Annotated in this window: 15 protein-coding genes; 11 read left to right on the top strand and 4 right to left on the bottom strand. The window is 46.6% G+C overall.

Features of this window, described 5'->3' with window-relative positions; translation table 11 throughout:
• The first annotated feature begins 269 nt into the window (after positions 1–269).
• The 8 genes from SNE25_RS04325 to SNE25_RS04360 all read left to right on the top strand — a co-directional run bounded on the left by SNE25_RS04325 (position 270) and on the right by SNE25_RS04360 (position 17,877).
• The gene (locus SNE25_RS04325) at positions 270–3,578 is read left to right on the top strand and encodes a SusC/RagA family TonB-linked outer membrane protein (RefSeq protein WP_321563861.1); all 3,309 of its coding nucleotides are present in this window, start codon (positions 270–272) and stop codon (positions 3,576–3,578) included.
• Between the two features lie 4 nt (positions 3,579–3,582).
• Positions 3,583–5,346 (top strand): SusD/RagB family nutrient-binding outer membrane lipoprotein, encoded by a 1,764-nt coding sequence (locus tag SNE25_RS04330; protein ID WP_321563862.1) that lies wholly within the window; start codon positions 3,583–3,585, stop codon positions 5,344–5,346.
• An 11-nt stretch (positions 5,347–5,357) separates the two neighbouring features.
• Entirely contained in the window at positions 5,358–6,548 is a 1,191-nt protein-coding gene (locus SNE25_RS04335) for a glycoside hydrolase family 71/99 protein (RefSeq protein WP_321563863.1), read from the top strand.
• A 46-nt stretch (positions 6,549–6,594) separates the two neighbouring features.
• The gene (locus SNE25_RS04340) at positions 6,595–8,874 is read left to right on the top strand and encodes a GH92 family glycosyl hydrolase (RefSeq protein ID WP_321563864.1); all 2,280 of its coding nucleotides are present in this window, start codon (positions 6,595–6,597) and stop codon (positions 8,872–8,874) included.
• Positions 8,875–8,884: 10 nt separating this feature from the next.
• Positions 8,885–12,226, top strand: a complete 3,342-nt coding sequence (locus tag SNE25_RS04345; RefSeq protein WP_321563865.1) for a glycoside hydrolase family 2 protein — start codon at positions 8,885–8,887, stop codon at positions 12,224–12,226.
• 14 nt (positions 12,227–12,240) lie between these two features.
• Entirely contained in the window at positions 12,241–14,481 is a 2,241-nt protein-coding gene (locus tag SNE25_RS04350) for a GH92 family glycosyl hydrolase (protein WP_321563866.1), read from the top strand.
• On the top strand, positions 14,478–16,130 hold the full coding sequence (locus SNE25_RS04355; protein WP_321563867.1) for a hypothetical protein: 1,653 nt from the start codon (positions 14,478–14,480) through the stop codon (positions 16,128–16,130). Before SNE25_RS04350 ends, SNE25_RS04355 begins: the two co-directional genes overlap by 4 nt.
• Before the next feature lie 181 nt (positions 16,131–16,311).
• Positions 16,312–17,877: an SGNH/GDSL hydrolase family protein gene (locus SNE25_RS04360; RefSeq protein WP_321563868.1), complete on the top strand. Its 1,566-nt coding sequence runs from the start codon at positions 16,312–16,314 to the stop codon at positions 17,875–17,877.
• Positions 17,878–18,108: 231 nt separating this feature from the next.
• Here the strand turns inward: SNE25_RS04360 and SNE25_RS04365 are convergent, their stop codons facing one another.
• The 4 genes from SNE25_RS04365 to SNE25_RS04380 are packed head-to-tail and all read right to left on the bottom strand — an operon-like array spanning position 18,109 to position 21,230.
• Positions 18,109–19,641: an E2 ligase fold family C protein gene (locus SNE25_RS04365; protein ID WP_321563869.1), complete on the bottom strand. Its 1,533-nt coding sequence runs from the start codon at positions 19,639–19,641 to the stop codon at positions 18,109–18,111.
• Entirely contained in the window at positions 19,632–20,180 is a 549-nt protein-coding gene (locus tag SNE25_RS04370) for a hypothetical protein (protein ID WP_321563870.1), read from the bottom strand. Before SNE25_RS04370 ends, SNE25_RS04365 begins: the two co-directional genes overlap by 10 nt.
• The gene (locus tag SNE25_RS04375) at positions 20,177–20,845 is read right to left on the bottom strand and encodes a putative metal-binding protein (protein WP_321563871.1); all 669 of its coding nucleotides are present in this window, start codon (positions 20,843–20,845) and stop codon (positions 20,177–20,179) included. The genes SNE25_RS04370 and SNE25_RS04375 overlap by 4 nt, the downstream gene beginning before the upstream one ends.
• 4 nt (positions 20,846–20,849) lie before the next feature.
• Complete coding sequence (locus SNE25_RS04380) at positions 20,850–21,230, bottom strand: DUF2604 domain-containing protein (protein ID WP_321563872.1); 381 nt, start codon at positions 21,228–21,230, stop codon at positions 20,850–20,852.
• A gap of 91 nt (positions 21,231–21,321) precedes the next feature.
• On the opposite strand from SNE25_RS04380, the gene SNE25_RS04385 reads away from it, so the two are divergent.
• The 3 genes from SNE25_RS04385 to SNE25_RS04395 all read left to right on the top strand — a co-directional run bounded on the left by SNE25_RS04385 (position 21,322) and on the right by SNE25_RS04395 (position 24,281).
• Positions 21,322–21,954: a V-type ATP synthase subunit I domain-containing protein gene (locus tag SNE25_RS04385; RefSeq protein WP_321563873.1), complete on the top strand. Its 633-nt coding sequence runs from the start codon at positions 21,322–21,324 to the stop codon at positions 21,952–21,954.
• Entirely contained in the window at positions 21,938–22,645 is a 708-nt protein-coding gene (locus SNE25_RS04390; RefSeq protein WP_321563874.1) for a hypothetical protein, read from the top strand. Before SNE25_RS04385 ends, SNE25_RS04390 begins: the two co-directional genes overlap by 17 nt.
• Before the next feature lie 346 nt (positions 22,646–22,991).
• On the top strand, positions 22,992–24,281 hold the full coding sequence (locus tag SNE25_RS04395; protein WP_321563875.1) for a spondin domain-containing protein: 1,290 nt from the start codon (positions 22,992–22,994) through the stop codon (positions 24,279–24,281).
• The last annotated feature ends 75 nt before the right edge of the window (positions 24,282–24,356 follow it).

Here is a 24,356-nt window from a genome sequence, read left to right on the forward strand (position 1 = left end):
GTCAATTCAGGCATGAAGAAATTAGCTGCCATAAGGCTGCTCCATTCGAACATTAGGTTTATTGCTCAAAAGTAATGATTAACAAAGCATATTTCAATGGACAAATGGCTATGATGCCGCAATTACTTTTTAAACATGCTTGAAATCCGCGGAAGAAAATAAAAAATTCAATGTCTGCCCCGCTGTTAATGTTTCCTTAATGACCGGTTAATGTCCCGCGGTTATTTCGGGTTGGAATTTTCTATAAACCAATTTTTAAACCCTACATTATGAGAAGACTTTTATTATTGCTCCTCTTAACGTGTTTTTCCTGTCAATTATTTGCGCAAAGCCGCATTATCAAAGGCAGGGTCACTGACGAGACCGGTCAACCCATGCCCGGAGTGACTGTAACACTAAAGAACACACAACGGCGCGGCGCAACCGCACAGGACGGAACTTATTCCCTGAATGCGGGAACAGAGGCCGGGAACCTGCTAACATTTTCCTTTATCGGATACCAACCTATGGAGGTTGATATTTCCGGAAAAACCACTGTGGATGTTAAAATGGAACCTGTAGCTTCAGGTTTGTCAGAAGTCGTGATCACTGCTCTTAACATTTCGCGGTCGAAAGCATCTTTAGGTGTGTCGCAGCAAAGTGTGAATGTCGACGAAATGACCCAGGCCCGGGCGACAAACATTACCGACCTTTTGGCCGGAAAGGTAGCAGGCTTACAGCTTACCACAAGCGGCCAGCAAACCGGTTCAACGCGATTAGTATTGCGTGGACCGGGTTCTATTTCAGGCGATAATCAACCCTTATGGGTGGTAGATGGCGTACCGATCGACAACTATGACGGGCAAAACGGCAACGGAAATCCGAACCAAATCGATTACGGTAACGGAGCCCAGGTGCTGAACCCTGATGATATCGAAAGTATCGAAGTACTTAAAGGCCCGAATGCCGCCGCACTTTACGGTTCGAGGGCTGCCAACGGGGCGTTACTTGTAACTACAAAAAAAGGTAAAAAAAACGCGGGTGTCGGCATCTCCGTGAATGAAAACTTTATGCAGGGACAGATCCTGCAGTTCCCGGAATTTCAGAACATATATGGGGAGGGGACCAACAGTTCCATTGGTGGTACCCGCAATAACAACGGATTTGGTGTTATCCAGGAGGGTAGTAATCAAAGAAGCTGGGGCGGACCGCTTCTCGGCCAGCCCTACGCAAGTTTTTCTGGCGCCCCGATCACCTATTCACCGCACCCGGATAACATTACTTCATTATATCAAAAAGCCTATACGCTGACGCAGAATTTTTCAATCAGTAACGCCACAGAAACAGCCAACCCAAAAGGCGGGCCGGGATTACTGTCCTCCTACAGATTTTCCTACACACGTACCGATGGCAATGATGTGATGGAGCTTCAGAACCTGCAGACACGAAATAATATTGCCTTCAATGGCAGCAAAGATTTCACTTCTTTTTTAAAGATCGATGCACGCCTTCAATATCAGCGTGCAACAGTCAATAATCGTATAGCCCGGAATGATGATGCCTCTAATCCGATGAATACTTTTTTTTATCTACCACGAAGCGTTGGGCCGGATGATTTTATACCATGGAAAGATGCTGCGGGGAATGAATTTGTTGCTGGAAATATCGGGCTGGAAAATCCTTACTGGCTGATTCATGAAAATGCGAACCGTGACCGCAACAATACCATCATCGGCGGTATCACAGCCACGCTTAAACTCCTTCCAGGGTTGCAGTTCCGTGGGCAGGCTTCTACCAATATGAACTGGGGTGACCGTCAGATCCTGCTGCAGAAGGGAGCGGCCTCCAACGGCAACGGAAAAGACGGCCGTTATACAACCTCCCTGATCAATAACGCCAATTATAATTACGAAGGACTGTTCCTTTATAATAAGCAATTAAAAAACTTTTCACTACTTGGAAATTTAGGCGGCAATATCAGGCTGCTCAATAATAATACGATTACATCACAAATAACTACATTATTGGGCCATTCTACGATCGATGAGATCAGTCTGGCGAATAATGGCGGACTGGTTACCTCTACTGAAAGACCGCTGCGTTCAAAGATCTATTCAGTTTTTGGTACGGCCTCCATCGGATATAAGAATTTCGTATACCTCGACCTTACGGGACGAAATGACTGGTCATCGACCCTTCCCCTTGCCAACGGTTCGTTCTTTTATCCGTCGGCCAGTACCAGCTTTGTATTTACAGAGTTGTTCCACATTCCGCAAAACATTCTGAGCTTTGGTAAAGTTAGGGCGTCAATCGCTACGGTAGGGAATGATACCAGCCCTTATAACCTTACGTCTTTGTTCGGTTATAATGGTGCATTTAATGGTAGCCCGCTCGTTTCGTTCGACCAGTTGCTGAAGAACCAGGACCTGAAGCCGGAGAAATCCACCTCGATCGAACTGGGTACCGAATTGCAATTCTTGAAGAACCGTATTTCACTGGATGCCTCTGTTTACCGGAAAACAACCACTAATCAGATCCTGCAAATCGGAACATCAACTGCCAGCGGCTATTCAAACCGGGTGATCAACGCCGGAAGCGTATTAAATAAAGGCGTGGAAGTATCGTTAAACGCGACAGCGATCCAGAACAAGAACTTCAGCTGGAGGGTTCAAACAAATTTCGCATTGAACCGGAATAAGGTAATCTCACTAGCTGATGGTCTGACCCAGGCAAAAATTGGCGGGGTGTTATTAACCAGTCTGTATGCCGAAGTTGGTCAGCCGATTGGTGTGATGCGAGGCGAGGATAACGCCCACGACGCGGAAGGCAACACGATCATAGACCCAAGCAGCGGTTACCCTTATATTTCTAACCTGCCATTTACGACCACGGGCAGCAACCAGGCATACCTGGGGAATTACCAGCCCAAAATGTTAACCTCGTTCGGCTCTACATTTACCTATAAACAATTTGATTTCAGTTTTCTTCTGAACGCACGCTTTGGCGGCCAGATCTTTTCCGGTACCTACTGGCGGGCAGATATAAACGGCGTGACGAATCAAACCCTGGAAAACCGGGATACCTATGAATACTCCAATGTTATTTTAGGTGAGGCCGGAAACCCGATCACTAAAAACCAGACTTCAGCTTATGGCTATGCCTACCCTGATGGCGGTCGTAGTAAAGGTACCCGCTTTGAGGGCTACTACCCCCTTGTTGATGCCAGTGGCAAGATCGTTTATGACGCCAATGGAAATCTGATCGCAGATAAATCAAAACCAAATTCACAGTTTTTGCAGCCCGCCGCTTATTACGCCAGGTGGAACCATATCAACAGCCTGATGATCTTTGATGATTCATTTATCAAGCTTTCACAGGTGATCATCGGTTATACACTACCCAAGAGTCTTCTTGGTGGTACTTTCATTAAATCAGCTCATGTTTCCCTAGTGGGCAGAAATCTTTGGACGATATTACAGCACACACCACGTGGCATAGATCCGGAATCCGCTAACTCTTCAGGCAATGCCCAGGGTTTCGAACTGGGCGGTTCCCTGCCATATGCGTTCTATGGTGCTGATCTTAAATTCTCATTCTAATCATATGAAAAAGACAATATATATAGTTCTCCTGTCCATTGCCGGTTTAAGTGCCTGCAAGAAAGGCTTTGAGAAAATCAATACAGACCCGACCAAGCTTGCTTTACCGGATATGGAGCCGGTTATGACACAAGTATTCAAGACCACTGCGGACCGTATGGAGCAGGAGAATATTTACGCTTTTTGGGAGTATGCCCATATTATCGAGCCCGCTAACATCGGCCGCTACCAGGCCAGCGATGACGGCCTATGGAACGATTTTTACATGACCGGAGCAAACAATATCCGTCAGCTGCGTAAAATCTACGGGGATAACCCGAAATACGTGAACCGCATGGCCATTGCCAATATCTGGGAATGTTATTTGTATTCCGTATTGGTCGGTACTTACGGGCCTGTTCCCTATACACAGGCTGGGAAGATTACACCAGGTATCAAGTATGATGATGAAAATTCCATCTACACATCCCTGCTGAGCAAACTGAAGGATGCGGCGGCGACCCTGGCTAATAACCCGACCGGTGACAAGCTCACGACAGATTATATTTATGGCGGTGACCTGACCAAATGGTTAAGATTTGCAAACAGCTTGCGTCTGCGTATCGCCTTGCGATGCCAGAAAAACCTTCCTGATGTGGCAGTGGCCGCGATCAAAGAGGTCATGGCAGATGAAGGGACGTTGCTTCAAAGCGAAGCCGATGATCCGAAACTATCTTACGGGTCGGCGGACGGCAGCCAATCACAGTATTATTTAAAATACGTTAAAAGTAATCCCGGCATCACCACTTATCCGGTTATGAGTGATTATGCGCAGTTATATTTCCGTTCTTATAAAGACCCGAGAATGGCGGCTTATTTCAATAAAGCAACGGTCGGTTACAGTATCAAGGATACGCTTTTGAGTACTAACGACAACCTGCATCATATCGTTACCTATGCTGTTCCTTATGCCGGGGCTCCAAAGGCGCAAAAAGTTCTACCAAGCTGGGGCCTGGCTTTCAATACCTGGAACGGTGCTAACTATCCCAACAGTTTTAGTGTCCTGCCGGGAACCAATGGTACGCCGGTTACATCGACATCGGGGATCAATATCGTTGCCCCAGATAAACCTTTCTATTTCATGACCTATCAGGATGTATTATTCATGGAAGCGGAAGCTGCATTGCTGGGTTATGGCGGTAAAAAAACCGCTGACCAATATTATTATGCCGGTATTAATGCCAATTTCACCTTCTGGGGATTAACCCCTGCACAGGCTGCGGCTTACCAGGCACAAGACGGTATCAAATGGGGTACCTCAGCCCGGGGCTTCAACTATGTGGTAAATATTACCAACGCAAATATACCGGCGGATAATTTCACGAAGATATTTGTACAGCAGTGGTTAAGCGGGTACCCTGATAATGGATTTGATACCTGGGCACTGATGCGAAGGACCCGCTTTGTTGTTCCGCCACCGCACACGAACGCCGCCACGGGTGTAGAAATCAATCCATTATTCGGCGATCTGCCGGACCGGTATATTTACAATTCAGGCGAAAAAGCCACCAATCCTTCAGACTACCAGCAGGCGGTTCAACTCCTTCAGGGGCAGAAAGATTATGCAAGTACCCAATTGAATTTTGCCAAAACATATACACATCTGGACTGGACAAACCTGCCTTTCACCGTTATCCTGGATTATTCCATGTTGCAAAAATGGTATGGTCCAAACGTAGAGGATCTGACCAAGGCGAATGTCAGTTTTGTGACCAATGGTGTTTATTAAAAATTAAAAACATGAAAAAAATCTCAAGAATTAATATATGCCTTTCGGCCTGCTTCCTGCTCCTTTTTACCGCGTGTAAAAAGCAGGGGCCATCTATCGACGATTACTTTTTAAACTATAAGATACCGGAAGTACCGGTTAAGGCCGATTATACGGTTGGTGCATTTTATTATGTAAATACTGCCGCTTTTAATGCCAACGTAAAGTATACGCCATTAGCTGGCAAATATATATCCAGTACGACGACTGGTATTCCGGCGGCCACCATCCAGATGCACATCGAGGAAGCGGCCGCTGCAAAGATCGATTACTTTATCTTTACGATCCGTTCGAAAACTTTTGAGGCAGCAAATTTTAAGACGGACACGACGATGCTGCATTCCTTCCTAACAGCTCCCAATGTTTCCAAAATGCATTTTGCCATCCAGTTTCAGTTTACAGCAACAAATTATGGTGTTACGCTTACCGGCAATAATGATGCGAACGGTAATCCACGCGGTACCCCCATTGAGGCAAATGCCGCAAAACTGGCCGGTTTTTACGCAGATATGGAGGCTGTCGGCAATTTCATGAGCAATCCGAATTATCAGAAAATTAACGGCAAGCCTGTACTCCTGATCAACAAAGCCCAGGACATGAATTCCAATATGGATGCCGCCAATCCCGGGAGTATGCAGCCGCTCTTCGCGGAGGTACGAAAGCGTCTGTCTGCATTGGGTGCTGATGCCTATATTATCGGGGAACAGGACAACTGGACCGCACCGAACAATTTCTTCTATAAGTACCAAAACTCGTTCGATGCGCTGTACGAAGCTAACATGGTGGATAACAAAGGCATCCTGGACCGGAACTACCTCTTTGGACAAATGGTCGATCAAAACTGGGCATACTGGAAGCAGCAGCTGGAATCCTGGCCAGCCGGCGGGCTCACGCCAGGACAAAAGAAAATGGAGTTCGTGCCTTGTATCCAGGCTGCCTATAATTACCAGATACAGGCTCCAACCAATACGAACCTGAGCATTACCAGGTCAGCGGATTGGTATAAGACCTATACAAATGTAGCGAAACGCAACGCCTCTGGAAGCCGGCTGATTCTGGTGGATTCCTTTAATAATTTCCAGTTTGACACCCAGATCGAACCTACGCAGGAGTACGGTACAACCTTTATGGATATTACCCGGCAAGCTTTCAAATTAAATTAAAATATGCCTGGCCATGGCCGGGCATATGTATTATTACTATCAACAAATGTTATTTAAACTATTAAAATCATTTCTGTCTTTACGGCTTTCGATAACCTCTACGGTGATCGTCGTCGCGGTGAGCTCGTCCAGTATTAACGCGCAGGACCTCAGTAATAACGCGGGTACCGGGATACTGCAGTTTGTCGACCCGAAAATTGGCAATGTCGGCCTTTTGTTGCAGCCAACACGACCGACCGTCCAGTTACCCAATCAAATGATCAGGATGTATCCGGACCGTTCGGACTATATCGATGACCAAATCACGGCTTTTCCATTAAATATCGTTTCACATCGCCTGGGCCAGGTATTCGCTATCAAACCCTGGACACAGTCATTGACGAGGGATTCATGGAAAAGGAAAATGACGTATGACCATGAACTTGAAGTTACCCGCCCGTGGTATTATGCCACTTACCTGATCGACGATGAGATCAATGTAGCTTTCACAGCAGGCAGAAAGACGGGTTTTTACCAGTTTGCTTTTCCAAAAAACGCCGCGGCAAAAAAAATCCTGCTTGATTTTTATAACCCGGGTAAAGCAAGCTGGAATCTGATCAACGGCCGTGTACTCGAAGGGATGGAAACGTATCACGGAGACATACCGATATATGTTTATGGTGAATTCAGTGAAGGCGGTATGCCAGGCGGGGAATCTGCCGGGAAGATCACCGGAGGGCTGCCTGCTTTCAGGGCAGGCCGTCATGTATACCTTGAATACTCCGAAAACGTGACAAAAGTTGATTTTCGTTATGCTGTATCTTATATAAGTCCTGCCCAGGCGAGGGCCAATTTTAAAGAGGAGTTAACGGGCAGGTCATTTGAAGATTTAAAACTCTCCGGAGAAGCGGAATGGAAAAATACACTTGGAAATATTCATGTGGAGGGTGGCACGGAAGCGCAGCGTCGGGCTTTCTATACAGCTTATTATCGTTGTAACGAACGAATGGTGGATATCACGGAAGATGGCAGGTACTATAGCGGTTTTGATAAACGGGTGCATTCCACTAACCGGCCATTTTACGTGGACGATTGGACCTGGGACACCTATTTGGCGCTGCATCCGCTGCGGGCGATCGTTAATCCACGTATGGAGGAAGATATGCTTGCATCCTATGTCAGCCAATATGAGCAGAGTGGCTGGATGCCGACTTTTCCGGTACTTTTTGGCGACCATGCCTGCATGAACGGCTTTCATTCTTCCATCATGTTGCTGGACGATTACCGTAAAGGTTTGCGGAACTTCGATTTTAAAAAGGGTTTTGAAGGGATGCTAAAAAATGCAACACAAGCTACAATGCTGCCCTGGCGGAATGGCCCTAAAACTGCGCTGGATGACGTTTATTTCAGCAAGGGGTTTTTCCCTGCATTACACAAAGACGAGCCAGAGACAGAGGCGCAGGTCGACGGACATGAACGCCGTCAGGCAGTTGCAGTTACGCTCGGGGCGAGTTATGATGACTGGGCTGTTGGACAGATGGCACAGGAACTTGGAGACGGCAATATCGCCGCGACTTTTGCAAAAAGGGCGAAAAATTACCGGACCCTCTGGAATTCGGTCAACGGTATGTTCATGCCAAAGGATGGGAAGGGTAATTGGATAGATATAGATCCAAAATTTGACGGCGGCAGCGGTGGAAGGGATTACTATGATGAAAATAACGGTTGGACCTATCTTTGGCAGGTACAGCATGATGTGCCGGGCTTGATGGAGCTGATGGGTGGAAAAGCCAAGTTTGAGGCCAGACTTGATCAATTATTCAGGGAACCATTGGGCAGGAGCAGGTATGAATTTTGGTCTAAATTCCCGGATGCCACCGGTTTGGTGGGAGAATTTTCGATGGGCAATGAGCCGAGCTTTTTCATTCCTTACCTGTACAACTTTACATCTTCGCCCTGGAAGACACAAAAGCACATCCGGCTTTTAATGGACCTCTGGTACAAAGACAATGTGTTCGGCATTCCTGGTGATGAGGATGGCGGCGGAATGTCAGCCTTCCTGGTCTTTTCGTCCATGGGCTTTTACCCGTTTTCACCGGGAACTCCGGATTATACCATTGGCAGCCCGGTCTTTACAAAAGTGGAGATCAGCCTTCCGGGCGGAAAGACATTCACGGTATCAGCACCGAACTGCTCGGTAGTCAATAAGTATATCCAGCGTGCGAGCTTAAACGGCAAACCGTTAAATTCAACCTGGTTTACCCATGCACAACTGGCCGCAGGCGGAACGCTGGAGCTGGTGATGGGACCTACTCCAAATAAGCAATGGGGTGTATCAAAAAATTAAAATAAAACCTATGAAAGGATTAAAATATTTGCTCTCAGGCAGCTTTCTCCTATGGGGCTGCCTTTCTTATGGACAGCAGAAGGTGCAATTTACAGCCCCGTTTGCACCAACCTCACAGTTTTTGAATACCGCAGAAAAACCTTTCCGGGACAATATCAGCCTGAACGGAACCTGGAGATTTGCACCCGTACAATTACCCGCAGGTTTTAAAGAGGGTGTAGATCCGGCACCGGAGCTTCCCGCTTTTACAGCGGATCGGCTGGATAAAACTCCGATACGTATTCCCTCGCCCTGGAATGTCAACAGCTTTGCAGACAAGAACGGGCAGGCAGGCGATTTCGTGACCTTTCCATCATACCCTAAAACCTGGGAAGGTGTCAAGATGGGCTGGCTATACCGAAAATTCCAGGTGCCGCGTAATTGGAAGGGCAAGCAGGTGACACTACATTTTGAGGCAGTGGCCGGAGATGCCGAAATCCTGGTTAATGGCAAACCGGTCGGACACCATTTTGAGATCTTTCTTCCGTTTGATCTGGATATTTCAAAAGACCTCAACTATGGCGGAGAGAACGAAATTACAGTAGGTATCCGTAAATCTTCGCTGTTCGATCACCGGGGCGAACATGGCAGACGGACTTACCAGGCCGGATCGTTCTGGGGGCAACACATTGCCGGCATCTGGCAGGATGTCGAGATAGTCGCCACGCCGATGGTTGATGTAAAAGAGGTTTATATCTGGCCGAAGGTCGGTGAAGGTAAATTATCGGCAAGAGTAACGGTCCGGAATAACAGCGATAAACCATCCCGTTTTAAAGTCGGAGGCAATGTATATGAATGGCATAACCTGGCTCCTGACAATGTACTGGAAGGACCCGTTCCTCATGGTATCCTTGAAAGGGAAGTTGCCCTTTCGCTGCCGGTTAAAGAAGTCGTCGTACCTGCCTATTCGGAAATTATCGCAGAGCTGGAGGCTCCGGTAGCCGGGCAGCTGCGATTATGGTCACCGGCTACCCCAAATCTTTACGGCCTTATTGTCAAAATCACCCAAAACGGTAAGGCTGTCGATCAGAAATTCACCAGGTTCGGCTGGCGGGAAACCAAACTCTCGGGAAAAGATTTCCTGCTGAACGGATCGCCTATGGTGTTAAAAGGCGATTCATGGCATTTCATGGGTATCCCCCAAATGACCCGGCGGTATGCATGGGCCTGGTTTAAGGCACTGAAAGCTGCAAACCTGAATGCCGTACGGCTTCATGCGGAGCCGTATCCAAGCTTTTATCTCGACATGGCCGACGAGATGGGCGTGATGGTGCTGGATGAGTCGGCCATGTGGGCAAGTGACGGCGGGCCGAAGCTTGATGATCCGGCTTATTGGAAGGACAGTGAGGACCATATGGCCGGGCTCGTCCTCCGTGACCGGAATCATCCTTCCATCTTCGGGTGGAGTATTTCGAATGAGATCATGCCTGTGGTGCGTGGCGTTATGCACGACCCTCCGGGCATGCGGGACGAACTGATCAGGCACTATAGTGTTTGGGCGGATACCTGCCGGAAACTCGACCCATCGAGACCATGGATATCTGCGGATGGGGAAGATGATGGGGAGGGTCGTTTGCCGGTTTATATTGTCCATTACGGAGGATTTAATGCGATGGACCGGGGGCTTAAAAGTTCAAAACCCTGGGGCGTAGGAGAGGCCGGAAATGCATACTACGGTACTCCTGAACAGGTTGCGGGAACGAATGGCGGCCGGGCCTATGAATCTTTTCTTGGTCGAATGGAAGGAGTAGCCGTTTCATCCTATCAGTCGCTGGCAGCGCAGCGTGAAAGAAAGGCTGCATACCGGAGTGTGTTCAATCTCGTCTGGTATGGTTTACAGCCATTAGCGCTGGGTATGCACGACACCACCGGAGTTCCGCAACCCGGGGATGGCGTATTTTTTTCAAATTATCGTGAAGGCGTAGAAGGTGTCCAGCCGGAACGCTTAGGGCCTTATGCGACGACCTTGAATCCTGGTTATGATCCCGGGCTCCCCTTGTATAGAACCTGGCCGCTTTTTGAAGCCATTCGGGATGCTTCAGCGGACAAGCCCGGACCTTCCAGATGGGCTAAGGTGGAAGTATTAAAGCAGGTCACTCAGGCGCCGGATCGCAGCAAGACATTTCGTGTAATGGGCGGTGAGGGAAGTATTTTAGCGGAGCAATTAGCTACCGTCGGGCTGCTGACAGGGCAACAAGCCAACGGTAAAGAAGACCTCCTAATAATTGACGGACTGAATCCGCCAGGTAAAAAAATACTGAATGAGGTCAGGAGGATCCTAAAGCAGGGAGGAAAGATCCTGGTATGGGGAGGTGACCCAAAAAGCCTTTCAAAGCTAAACATGTTGCTTCCGGCACCGATGACGTTGGTGCCACGCAGTGCCTCTTCCCTGCTTATCAGAAACACTCATACTGCGGTTGCGGGCATGGGGCACGCCGATTTTTATTTTTCGGAACAAAGTCCGGCAGAGCTGATTGTCAATGGCATAGGCGGGCCACTGGTTCAGGGCGCAAAGGTTATCCTCGAAGATTGTAATACCGACTGGCTAAAATGGAATAAGCAGCCGGAATATGCTAAAACTGCTATGATCCTGCGTTCTGAACGGGAGAAAAAACCGGAAGGGCTCGTACTGCTAAGCCGGCAGTCGGGACAGGGTGAGTGGCTGATCACTACTTTTCCAACCGATTCACGACTACTGAAGGTCCAGCTTGCAATCCGGAAAATATTGGGCAATCTGGGACTTCCTTTAAATCAGGAGAATGCCGCTGCCGGCGCTTTAAAGGAAGGAGCGCTGGTTCATGTCCTGCGTTCGGATATATTAGAGGCTGCAAATACCGGTGAAGCCGTTAGCAAAAACCTCGTTGATTTTAATAAGGCGGCCGTGTTGAAAAATGGTGCAGCGATAGGTAATGGAAAATGGGCGCCGGTCTATAATGCCCAGGGCCGGTTCACTTTTGGTGGCTCTCCCGCCGGATCCCAAACCAATGTTATTTACCTGAGCTGCTGGATAGACAGCCCACGCTCACTGGAAGACCTGTTACTGGAACCTAACCTGCCGACTGTCAACCTGGAAGTAAACACTAACGGCATCACGCAAATCTGGTTGAATGGAGCAGTCGTTCTTCAAAATGTGGTCAAGGGAAGCCGGCTCCCGGTAAAATCACATTCATCGCCTTTGAAATTGCGTCAGGGCTGGAATCATCTGCTTATCAAACTGGTTCAAACACAAGCGGATTGGCAGTTTTCAGGAAAACTTTTGAGCAATCAGCCGGATTTCATCAATACATTGCAATCGGCTATTGAAAAACCCTGATGTAAATGAATAAAATGAGATCAATTAAATTTAATCTAAAATTAATGGTGGCCACCTGCGGGGTAATTTTCGGTTTGTCGAATTTTGCCAGTGGGCAGCAATCATTAAAATCTTATACGTCTTATGTTGATCCCTATATCGGTTCGGGCGGTCATGGACACGTTTTCGTTGGCGCCAGCGTACCATTTGGTGCAGTCCAGCTGGGGCCGGAGAATTTTTATAAAGGCTGGGACTGGTGTTCCGGGTACAATTATGGAGACAGCGTGCTGATCGGCTTTTCCCATACCCATTTAAGCGGAACCGGCATCGGTGACCTGTCAGATGTTTTGCTCATGCCTTATACCGGTTCAATAAAAACTGATAAAGGTCTGGAAACCGTTCCAGGGAGCGGTTACGCAGCGCACTACAGGCACAGGAATGAAAAGGCCAGGCCCGGATACTATGCTGTAAAGCTGGATGATTCTAACATCGATGTGGAACTAACCGCAACGGAACGGGTGGGATTTCATCGCTACCGTTTTCCGAAGGGTAAAGAAGCACATGTGATCATTGATCTGAAGGAGGGTATCAATGACAGTAGTACGGAAACTTTTGTCAGGCAGCTCAGCGCGACCACCTTGGTGGGTTATCGGTTTTCCAAAGGCTGGGCAAAAAATCAAATGCTGTTTTTTGCACTGGTAAGTTCTGAACCCTGGTCGAAACTGGAGGTCTTTGATGATAAGCAAAAGTTGGATGGAACGGCCGGTAAGGGTAGATTTATCAAAGGCTTATTGAGTTTTGATAAGGCGCCTGCGGACCTTAGACTTAAAGTTGGCATCTCTCCGGTGAGCAGCGAGAATGCCCTGGCGAATATTAAAGCCGAAATCCCGGGTTGGGATTTTGAAGGTATTGTTAAAACAGCTGAACAGAAATGGAACCATGAGCTGGGGAAAGTAGAAGTTACCTTGCAGACAACTGCACAGCAGAAGGTTTTTTATACTGCCCTGTACCACACCATGATCGACCCCGCGCTGTTCAACGATCATAACGGCGATTACCGGGGGGCTGACAAAAAAATCTACCATGCCGAACATGATGTTTATACGGCATTTTCAACGTGGGATACTTACCGGGCCGAAAATCCGCTTCTTGTTCTTACTCAGCCAAAACGTACTGCGGATATGGTCAATACCCTGGTCGATATCGCCAATCAACAGGGGAGGTTGCCGCTCTGGCATCTGATGGCAAATGAAACGGGTACAATGGTAGGGATCGCGAGTCGCCAGATCATCGCAGAAGCTTATTTAAAGGGAATAAAAGGGTTCGATGCCGATAAAGCGTACCAAGCACTGCAGGTCACTTCCCGCATGGATACCCTTGGCATGGCTTACGTGAAAAATTTCCGGGCTATCCCTGTGGAAAAGGAGAGCCGGTCTGTGGCGAAAGCTATGGAATATGCAATCGGTGACGGCAGTATTGCGTTGATGGCAAAAGGAATGGGGAAAATGGATGACTACCTGTATTATAAACAACGATCAGAGAACTACCATTTATATTATGATCCGACAGATGGATTTTTCAAAGGAAAAATGGCTGACGGCAGTTGGATAAAGGACTTTAACCCCCTCGCCAGTAAAAACAACCCTTATGCTGAGGGCAATGCCTGGCAATACCTGTGGCTGGCGCCACAGGACATCCCGGGGCTAATCAGGCAACAAGGCGGTGAGCAGCGCTTCACCAGACGACTTGACGAATTCTTTCAGCTAAAGTCCGGGGAAGAAGGCCCCTTAGCCGACCTGACGGGATTAATCGGACAATATGCACATGGAAACGAGCCCAGTCATCATATCGCTTATTTATATAATTACGTCGGCCAGCAGTGGAAAACAGCTGAAAAAGTCCGGTTTATAATGGAAACCATGTACAAGGATTCGCCGGACGGGATTATCGGGAACGAAGATTGCGGCCAGATGTCGGCCTGGTATGTTTTTTCAGCTATGGGCCTATATCCGGTTTACCCGGCTTCCCTGCGGTATGCGATCGGCAGCCCGCTGATAAAAAAGGCGACTTTGCATCTTTCAGAAAAAGATTTTACCATCACTGCGCGAAACAATAAACCTGGAAATATTTTCATCAAAAATATATTATTTAACGGGAAGCCTTATTCGAAATCCTACCTGACGCATGCGGACCTGATGAAGGGTGGCCACTTGCAGATAATAATGGACAGTCACCCTAATAAGAAATTCGGTTCCGCCAAAACATCAAGACCATGAAAAAACGCTCAATCATCAAACACCCCGTCAGATTACTTGGCGGCTGCATTTTACTTACCCTATTGTATCCTACCGGGTTAATTGCCCAGACAGTTGATGCCACCACAATGAAAGATAAGGTTCTTGCCGGTTACCAGGGGTGGTTCCGGACACCTGGTGATGCACATGGCAACCTGGGTTGGGCGCATCTTTTTAACGGACGACCACTGCCTGAGAAATTGGCTTTTGATACCTGGCCGGATATGAGCGAACTATCCGCTGAGGAGAAATACCCTGTTCCGGGGTTTAGCTATGGGGACGGCAAACAAGCATATCTGTACAGTGCCCAGAATTACCAAACAGTGCTGCGCCATTTCCGATGGATGAAAAAATATAAGCTGGATGGTATCTGGCTTTCTGAGTTTTGTGGTCATTTTCCGGGCGGGCGGGCACAATCCGATAGCTCGGCAGTACTTACGGTCATGCGAAATGTACAAAAGGCAGCCCGTGCGACCGGCCGTACCTGGGCATTCATGTGGGACATGAGCGGGATCAGCACCAACCTAACCAGGCAGCAGGTATTTGATATTATTGTCAACCAATGGAAAAAAATGGTTGACGGAGGAGTAACTACAGATAACAGGTACCTACATGAAAATGGAAACCCAGTTTTGCTGATCTGGGGATTTTTTCCAAACAGACCGGCATCTCAGCCGGATTACATGAACCCGGTCATTGATTTCCTGTTAGGTCCCGGTAAGTACCAGGCAACTCTGGTAGCCGGAGTTGACCCCAACTGGAGGGCGGAAGGAACTCCCGCGTTTCAGGCCATGTTGATGCGGATGCAAGGACTTCAACCGTGGAGTGTCGGCAGGCGGATCAGGGACCCGAAGACCGGATATGATATTCAAAATACGACTTTATGGGAAGGGGATATTCAAAAATGCCGGGAAAACAATGTGCTTTTCATGCCGGTATTTAATTCCGGAACCCATATAGCGGGACCGCCGCCGCCGGCAGGTACGCCCCAGACGGTACCGCGGCGAATGGGCAATTATCTTTGGGAACAATACATCAAAGCCTCGCACCTCGGGCTGAAGAGTGGCTTTGTGGCAATGTTTGACGAGATCAATGAAGGAACACAGATTATGAAGATCGATCTGCATCCCCCGGTCCAGGCGAACTTCTTTACCTATGATGGGGCAACATCGGACTTTTATCTGCGCTTAACCGCCAAAGGTGCCCAGCTGCTCAAAAACGGTCGGCCCGTGTCGCCGGAGCTGCCGGTATCGCCATTTGATGATAAACGCCGTTATCTCTTAAAAAAGGGAGGTACAGGAAATTTCCTTAAAGATAGTTCGACAGGGTTTGATTTGACGATTGAAACAACGGCTGCGGAATGGGAGATCCGGTATGACACCCGGGGTTTTTATTTATTAAAAAACGCAAAAAGCGGTAAATATCTAAGCCAGTCAAATGGGGGAACCCTACAAGTTAAAAAAGACCAGGTTGATGCAGCCGAATTGCGGTGGCGGCTTGAATGGGATGGAAAGGGCTGCAGAATGTTTTCCTATGACCGGAAAAGCGTATGGGTGATCAATGATGCAGGAATACCGGAAATGACCGCTGACATAACCAGGCCATTCAGATGGGAGGTCATTCCTGAATAATGTAACATAGTTACCTTAAAACGGGTATTGTATTTTTGCAAGTTTGTCTTCCTTACAAGCAATATTTCATATTGGTATAGGCGGTTAAGGCAGGGTTAAGTATTGGTTAATGTTGCCCGGTAGTTTCGTCTTCCAGCATATCGCTGCGATAAACAAATTATGTACTTAACCACCTTAAATCATGAAGACAACCCTACTATGCGGACTTTTGTTCCTTTCCGGCCTGTTTACCGGATGTAAGAAAAATGAAACAGCGGAACCAGCCGGCCATGCTGAACACTCATTAAGTTCCCATTTAAAAACCAACGCCATTGCAACAGTCTTGCCAGGAAGCCCTGATGATCCGAATATCCTTTATTTCGGGCGTTGGGATAAATCCAATTCGCTTCAGTATAACAGTGCCTGGGGCGGCGCTTATCTCAAAACTCAATTTACCGGTACAACTGTAAAGATCAAGGTTGGTACGACGGTCACGAATTATTATTACCGGATAGATAATGGCCCGTGGGTGATCAAAGCCGGGGTAAGCGGTACGGTGGACTTGACGCCATCTCCGTTATCTGCAGGTCCCCACTCCCTGATCGTGGCGCAGGGAAAAGATTACAGTTATGTTTTTACCTTCCAGGGCCTCGTGCTCGACCCCGGGGCATCCACAAGCGCTCCTGCAGTGGGTGTTGACCTGATCGAATATATTGGAGACTCCATCACTGCCGGCTACTTTAACACCATGGCCGAAGTTTCCGATTATGCGTGGATCGCGGCTGAACAACTCGGCGCGGAACATACCCAGATCGCCTACCCCGGAATTGCTTTGGTAACCGGGTACGGCGTTAATGCCGACAAGACCGGTATGGATATGCAATACTTCAAAACGCAATCTCTGGCGTTTCCTTCGTCGCCGAACTGGGATTTTAGTAACTATTCCGCAAAGATCGTGGTGATCAACCTGGGACAGAATGACGGCAGCTCAGCTGAGCCGGACAGTCTTTTCCAAAGTCACTACGCTACCTTATTAGCCGAAATCAGGACAAAATTTCCAAATGCGCACATCTTTGCCCTGCGGACGTTTCTGGGCGGACGTGCCGCACCTACTCAAGCTGCTGTGAATTCCCGAATTGCGGCAGGTGATGATAATGTCTATTTCATTGATACCAATGGCTGGCTGACACCCAACAGTCCGGATTACCGTAATAGTAACGATGTACACCCGAGCGACGCCGGCCAGATAAAAGCGGCTAATAAGCTTGCGCCGATCCTGTCTTCCTTCCTGACAGGCGGTACTACACCATCACCGTACATAGTGGATAATTGCGATGCTGCAACAAACTGGACCTCACAAAACACGCTTACGTTAAATACTACAGATAAGAAAGAAGGAAATGCAGCCCTGCAATCCCTTGGATCGGGTACACTGGAGTTTCAGAAACATTTTACGGCATTCAATCCGGGAGCAACCACCGCCAACGGAGGCGCTATACAATTTTGGTATTACGTATCGGACGTTAGCAAACTCAGTTCTTCCAACCAGATCGAATTAGGCAGTGGCGGGAATGCTGACATTAATGAATATAACTGGAACATAGGTCCTTTAGTAAATGGCTGGAACTTTATTTCCAAGACATTTGCTTCAGCCGGAACAACCGGCGGAATACCAGACATAACCGCATTAAACTGGCTTCGGATCTACCATAGTAAAACGGCTTCGGTCACCACCAGAATTGACGGAATCCGGATTGTCCACTATTAAGGCCAAAAACGAATGCCTGGTCACTGCCGGGCATCTATTAACAATCCTTGCCAATAAAATACTGTGTAAGATTATAAATTATTCATTGTTTTATAATCTTACATATTATTCACTGGAAGGCACAAACAAGTTTTGATCTTGCATCGCAATGTTTCGTACTCATTAAAAATCTATATTTGAAGGTAGCGCCGGAAAGGAGATTGTTCATGCCGCTGAATCCCAATGATTGTTTTAAATATCCCCGGCGTATTTTCTGTAATATTGATCTTTAAAGTCGTCATCGCAACATATACAAGTCCTATCCTGTGGCTTTAATACGGCTTCATTTAGGTAATCACTTAAAGGTTTCAATAGGTTGATCCGCGTCATTGAAACCATTGGCTCTGTTCGGATATCCGCGCTTTTAATTATCAACTCTGAGGCAAGTAAGATTCCTGCAAGGGCTGATTGAAAAGCCATAGGCGTCTCCACCTGGCTGTTGCTCTCATGACCTATTAAAACCCCACCACAAAAAACGGCATGATAAAATTCTCTGATTGGCCTGCCTACATATGGAGTTAACAGATCGATAGGGACAGATTTGCCTGCAGCGATCTTTGCAAGCCAGATCTCGTCTATTGCGGCATTATTATACAACATTTCCCTTATAGTAACCTCCTCTTGCAAGAGTCCGAAAGACTCCGCGATCAGTACGGATTCCGATTTTGACCCTGATTTTGGGGGATAAAGGCAAGCCAGGCAGGCGTCTTTCAAAAAATCAAAATGGCGCGAGATTCCCAAATCGGTTGGTTGAGTCCAAGCATTGAGAATGTATTTTGGCAACGAACCTTGTATGTTTATTCTGTCAGGTGCATTATCCACCGCAATTAATACCGTATCCATATGCCAATTATTCCGATCAGCTAAAAAAGATGACCAGTCGCCAAAATGGGGGACAATATTCAGCGTGGTCTCTTTCAGATAATCCGCTGCAAGTTCCGTTTTACACCGATCCTTATCATTCTGTAGCGCCATAATATAACGCTGTAAATTAGATAAATCTATCTTCTCCGGATCAATTAAATGAACTGTTCCTTCCAGTAAGGGTATTTTGGAAAGCGCCCATACAGCGCCATTACCTACTGCCCCCAAACCAACTAAAATTGTTTCAGGCAGGGCAAGGGCCGCGTCGCCGATGTCATTGCTTGAGGTTTCGCCGGAATCATTTTTCTTTTCAAAATCAACCAGGGACAAATTAAATGCTGTATCGAGTTGGGCATTTTGCAATTGGTCCGCAAAGACATGTCTAAAAACATTAGCTGCGCCGAAGCAGGCTGCCGCGCCGGCAGCAAAAGGATTTAATGAGTCGGCTGAGCCGACTGGTGCAACTGGTGAGAACCGAACATTCCATCCATCCGAACCAATGTAAAAAACAGGAGTTGTTCTCGTAATAGGAGTGTTTCCTACCGCTATCGTGGCCACAAAGGCCTCGGCTTCAAGTTCAATTTCAGGATTGATGGCTTGCGCCAGTGCTATTAACCGATGTTTGTAATCTGCAGTATCAGGTTCCAACTCTGTGAACACAATTTTCGGGTACAGCCGCGCCAATATTCTTATCGTCAATTCCAGTGTTGCTATTCCCTCGCCGCTTTTTACAGCATTTCCGTCAAATGTAACTTCGATAGCGGATGTCAATAACCTGTTTTCAAATTCGGTCCTGTCGTATCCCTGTAATATTTGTGACGCCGCCAAGGCGGATTTATCAAAAAAGTTTGCTAAAGCCATAACCAGAATTTATACCATTTGAGAGCATTTTTTTGCTCCGGGAGGTCTTCGATAATTTCAAAATAATTTTCTTTTTCACGTTGCGCCATTTCAGTCCACCCTGTTTTCGGCAACAGTTGGTAAATGGCCCATTCCTTAAGATTTACACCGCCACGGGCAAAGTTCGGTACGACTATTGAAATGCCGCCGACTATTGTAACAATAGGATAGGCATCGTCTGTGTCCGAATGGTAGGCCGCTCCGGGATGACTGTGTATTTGTGCAAATAATTGCAAACCGTTATCAAAGAGCTCCAATCCAATACGGTGTAATTCGTCACCCTCAACCACATAAATAAGACCGCCTTCGACATTTCCTGCTTTTTGCTCGGGTATAATTGTACGTTGAATGTTAAATATATTACCCTCGCGGACGCCAGCAAAAAGCGCTACTCCTTCTACCCGGCGGGTCCCTGCTTTATAAAGCCAATTAATGGCCACTTGGGCGCAGCTTCGGGGAAGCCGCACCTTTTCAATGTCTAGGAATCCTGACTTTGTCATAATGGAACACTGGCTATGTCAATAGTAAATATTAATCCTTGTGATTGTACCTGCACCACACCGGGAGCGGGTTGCTGCACATTGAAGCTTTGGGGACAGTATCCATTGATTGGATGCGTGCCATACTGATGTAATTGGTCGATCAAAAATCCGAGCGTCCCTTCTCCCATTCTACGATGGCTGAACCAGGGGTCATTTGAATGGTAAGGGTGATGATGGTATTCCCTCACGCCAGGCAGGCATACAAATGGAATTTGATGAGGCTGATGAGCTTGAATCAGGTAGCTAATGTTGGGTGCAGCCTGGGTTTGTCCCGCAGTTCCTGTACCAGGAGCTTTTCTGGGCATAAAGCTTCCCAATTGATTAAGCTTTACTGGCGCCTCCGTTAGCGGATCTATAAACTGCACAGATGGCGCTTCCAAATCATAATTAGTAAAATTTATCTTTACTGCAAAAACGGTCATCAGGGGCCGCATCCGGGCAGCAGTAAAAGCTAGAAGAATATCAGGGAACGAAGCTCTGAGTAAAATGATACCCCGTTCCCTGTAATGGGTTTCGACTTGCTTAAAGTTTCCCAATTCCCTTTCAAATTTCGCCCGGGATACTTCAGGATCGACAGTTTGCCGGCTATTGATCGCTTGCGATATACTCTGTGGATCAGCCATATTATTATTTTTGTCCGCCAACTCCAGCTGCCAGGCTCATAACCAATTGCGCCCCGTCCACTAGACCATAATCCTCAACAGTTTTATTCAAATCTAAGATTGCACCATCTCTGGTTTTTAAAGTCCAGTCGCTCAGTGGCCTTCCCGTATTGCCGGTCTGTTCAAGTGCCTTTTGGGCAATGACTTGCATCTTTTGTTTAGGGTTAGCCTCTATTGTGGTAGCGGTGCCGCTTACGATAACCGTTATAGATATTTTTTTGTCCCCCTTTGGGTCATTGCCGTTGTTGTCATTGCCATGCCCATTATTTTCTTTTCCTGTTTCGGCGTTATTTGAAGGCGCATCTTTTTTATCAATTCCCGAATTTTCCTTGTCTTCGCTAATCATATTCAAATTATTATTTTAAATTGTACACCGAAATTACCATGAAGCGTGACATCCCATATGTCACGCTTCATGGTATCTTAATTGTAAACTTTTGTTAACCCAAACGGAAATTTATCAACTCTCAGATATTAAATTGCTTGAGCTACTATGTTCGAGCGACGACGATCACTTATTGTATGAACAATTTGTTAATCGGTTTTTGAAAGATGTCCAGGATGAATGTAAACGTTTATGTGAAAGACGAAAACTGGATACGCACATAGGCATTCAGATTGCTCACGAGACCTTTGAAAGGCTGAAGAAATATAAATCATTTAAGACAGATCGGATCAAACTTGTCGATGAACGCAAAGCTATTCTTTCTTACTTAAATAGAATATCCACTACCTTATTTAACACTTACCATAAACATAATGAGGACAAGGGCACAATTCACAAGACCTATTTTGACGATATACTTGGTGGCACGGACTGTTCTGCTACAGATGCAAAAGTATTGAAGGAGAGAAAGGACCTGGCAATTTTTATATTTAAAAAGCTTAATATTAAAGAACAAAAGATAATTTTGGCCGACTTGGAATATAAAAGACATCATAAATACCTACCGGATGACGTTATAGATTCATTAGCGGAGGAGCTTAACATTAAACGGGACTCGGTACGCAAAATACGGGAGCGAGCGATTGAGAAAATTAAAAATGCCATCAATGAAATCAACCAATAAAGAAAACATGAGATTCTCTCTGGAAGATTTTGAAAAAGGGCTAATGCTGGCAGGCTATTTAATGCCTAAATCTGTAGCGGAGTTAAATGAACGTGAAGCCGTCGAGGCTTATGAACAGGAGACGGAAATTAACCCAAAAAAACTTTACTTCAAAAGAGTTGTATTGGCTGCAGAGATTGTCTCCAAGCTAAATCAGGAACCAACGCTCGGGAGAATCAAGTTTCAAAAATTAGTTTATCTATGTGAGAATGCGGCAGAAATGCACATGGAAGGCAGATATCAAAAGCAGGCGGCAGGGCCGTTTGACAACCGGTTTATGCATACGATTGCCCGAGAATTTGAGAAAAACAAATGGTTTGCAGTTGAAAGAGAGTTAAACGGAAACTACGCTCGTTCCAAATATATTCCTTTAGAGAATGCGCAGGGGTATAAGAAATATTATGAAAATTACTTCAAACAGGAGGATGATAAAATTCAATACATTATCGAACTCTTCAGGAAGAAAAGTACTGACTATACGGAAATGGCTACAACCATTTTTGCTTGCTATTTAGAACTAAAGAAGATTAACAACGTCCGGTGGGAAAGTTTAATCAAATTATTCTACGATTGGTCAGACAAGAAAAAAAGATTTCCGGAACAAGAAGTACTTGCCTCGTTTGAATGGCTGGAAGAGCACGGGGTAATTTAATAAAAAGCTACTCCATTAATCACCTGTAGGACGAATTACACCACTTTATTACGCAAGCTGTCGGTCAGGACCACCTGCACGATTTAATGGACAGTACCAGCCACTTATACTTTTTCATGAGGTTGCAGATGATATGTTCCTCAGGATACGAAATGACGGGAGCAGATGTACAGTAAACCAACCTTAGCAACCTGGTCGGGCGAACCTTTAAAATACCTAATTGCTCCGCTCATCCTTTATTGTCATCTTAAAGTCACGGTTTGTTTTTTTGGATGATTGTTGTAAGGGGCGGGTCTTCTATTCGACCAACCCGATAAATTATAACAACATGAATCAATTGAAAAACATGAAGACGTGGGTATTCGCGGCCCTCATTCCGGTAAGCCTCGCGGCCTGTAAAAAAGACGATAAAAATAAGGATGGTGACAGCCCCCAATCCACTACCCTAATGGTAGAAAACGTCCTGAAATCTCAACCACTAGTTGAATCGGGAACGTTTCAGGGAAACGGAACTCCAGCGCTGATCTTTCCCGGACAATCAACAACCATCACATTTTCCGCTGCCAAAGGGGAAGCACTTTCTTTCGCGACCATGTACGGCTGGTCCAATGACCTTTTCTTTGCTCCTGCTAATCCGGGCATCAAAGTTTATGACAACGATGGCAACCCGATCGAAGGGGACGTTTCCGCACAGGTGAAGTTATGGGATAACGGCACGCGGATCAATCAGAAACCCGGTGCAACTGTTAATCATCCGGGCACCGCTGATAACAAAAACATTACCGAAGTAACCGGAGCGGATGCGCAGGGTAACACCTATTTAGAAGCAAGTAAACTGGTCAAAGCTACCTTGAAGTACAATGGAAATTCGCAATTCACCCTGACTTTGCAAAATACGAGTGGCGGCACCACCAACGAAACTCCCTTAAGCCCTGGTGTTTGGAGCGTTTCGTATATTGTCGGCGGAAATTTACTTGCCCCAACCCCACTTTATGAAAGTGGCAAGCCGACAGCAAATGGATTGACAAATATCGCAGAGGCAGGCGACAACGTGGCACTGAGTGCTTATGTCAAATCGATCACCGGCATATTTACACCTTTATCTCCTGTTTTAGCTGTAGTATACAATGGCATAGAAAACCCGATCTACAAAGTCGGTGAGAAAGATCGTGGAAAAGGATTGACCTTGATCGCACAACAGGGAAATGCAGCTACTCTTGCCGCATATCTGAAAACCTTTCCTGGCGTAAAAGCGGTTTATGTGCTTCCAGCACCTACAACCACTGTATTGCTGCCGCAGGTAGGCAATACTCCCGGAGGTATTGTTTCGCAGGAACTAAGTGTCAGTAAGGGTGACCGTCTGGCTATTGCCACTATGTATGGCTTTTCCAATGACTGGTTCTTTTCATCAGTAGATAATGGTGTTGATGCCACCCAAAAAGGCGATATTTCCGGATCGATCAAATTATTTGATGACGGAACAGCGATCAACCAATTCCCAGGCGCCGGCCTTACGCAATTTAACCTTGCCGGTACACCGCTTAAAGAAGATCAGCCAATTGCGGCAGTTCCGAATCCAAACGCATTTACCACATTGCCGGAAATCAGCAATATCATAAAAGTTACTTTGAAATAGGTTTTTTTGTTTGTAATAAAAAGGGCCCGTACGTTGGTAGAGGGCACTGAAAAAGTAGTGCAATAAAACGAATTA

It is taken from the genome of Mucilaginibacter sabulilitoris (assembly GCF_034262375.1).
Lineage (GTDB): Bacteria > Bacteroidota > Bacteroidia > Sphingobacteriales > Sphingobacteriaceae > Mucilaginibacter > Mucilaginibacter sabulilitoris.

Coding starts and splice junctions, on each gene's coding strand:
- SNE25_RS04325 (WP_321563861.1), top strand. CDS start 270: ATGAGAAGACTTTTATTATTGCTCCTCTTAACGTGTTTTTCCTGTCAA.
- SNE25_RS04330 (WP_321563862.1), top strand. CDS start 3,583: ATGAAAAAGACAATATATATAGTTCTCCTGTCCATTGCCGGTTTAAGT.
- SNE25_RS04335 (WP_321563863.1), top strand. CDS start 5,358: ATGAAAAAAATCTCAAGAATTAATATATGCCTTTCGGCCTGCTTCCTG.
- SNE25_RS04340 (WP_321563864.1), top strand. CDS start 6,595: ATGTTATTTAAACTATTAAAATCATTTCTGTCTTTACGGCTTTCGATA.
- SNE25_RS04345 (WP_321563865.1), top strand. CDS start 8,885: ATGAAAGGATTAAAATATTTGCTCTCAGGCAGCTTTCTCCTATGGGGC.
- SNE25_RS04350 (WP_321563866.1), top strand. CDS start 12,241: ATGAGATCAATTAAATTTAATCTAAAATTAATGGTGGCCACCTGCGGG.
- SNE25_RS04355 (WP_321563867.1), top strand. CDS start 14,478: ATGAAAAAACGCTCAATCATCAAACACCCCGTCAGATTACTTGGCGGC.
- SNE25_RS04360 (WP_321563868.1), top strand. CDS start 16,312: ATGAAGACAACCCTACTATGCGGACTTTTGTTCCTTTCCGGCCTGTTT.
- SNE25_RS04365 (WP_321563869.1), bottom strand. CDS start 19,641: ATGGCTTTAGCAAACTTTTTTGATAAATCCGCCTTGGCGGCGTCACAA.
- SNE25_RS04370 (WP_321563870.1), bottom strand. CDS start 20,180: ATGACAAAGTCAGGATTCCTAGACATTGAAAAGGTGCGGCTTCCCCGA.
- SNE25_RS04375 (WP_321563871.1), bottom strand. CDS start 20,845: ATGGCTGATCCACAGAGTATATCGCAAGCGATCAATAGCCGGCAAACT.
- SNE25_RS04380 (WP_321563872.1), bottom strand. CDS start 21,230: ATGATTAGCGAAGACAAGGAAAATTCGGGAATTGATAAAAAAGATGCG.
- SNE25_RS04390 (WP_321563874.1), top strand. CDS start 21,938: ATGAAATCAACCAATAAAGAAAACATGAGATTCTCTCTGGAAGATTTT.
- SNE25_RS04395 (WP_321563875.1), top strand. CDS start 22,992: ATGAAGACGTGGGTATTCGCGGCCCTCATTCCGGTAAGCCTCGCGGCC.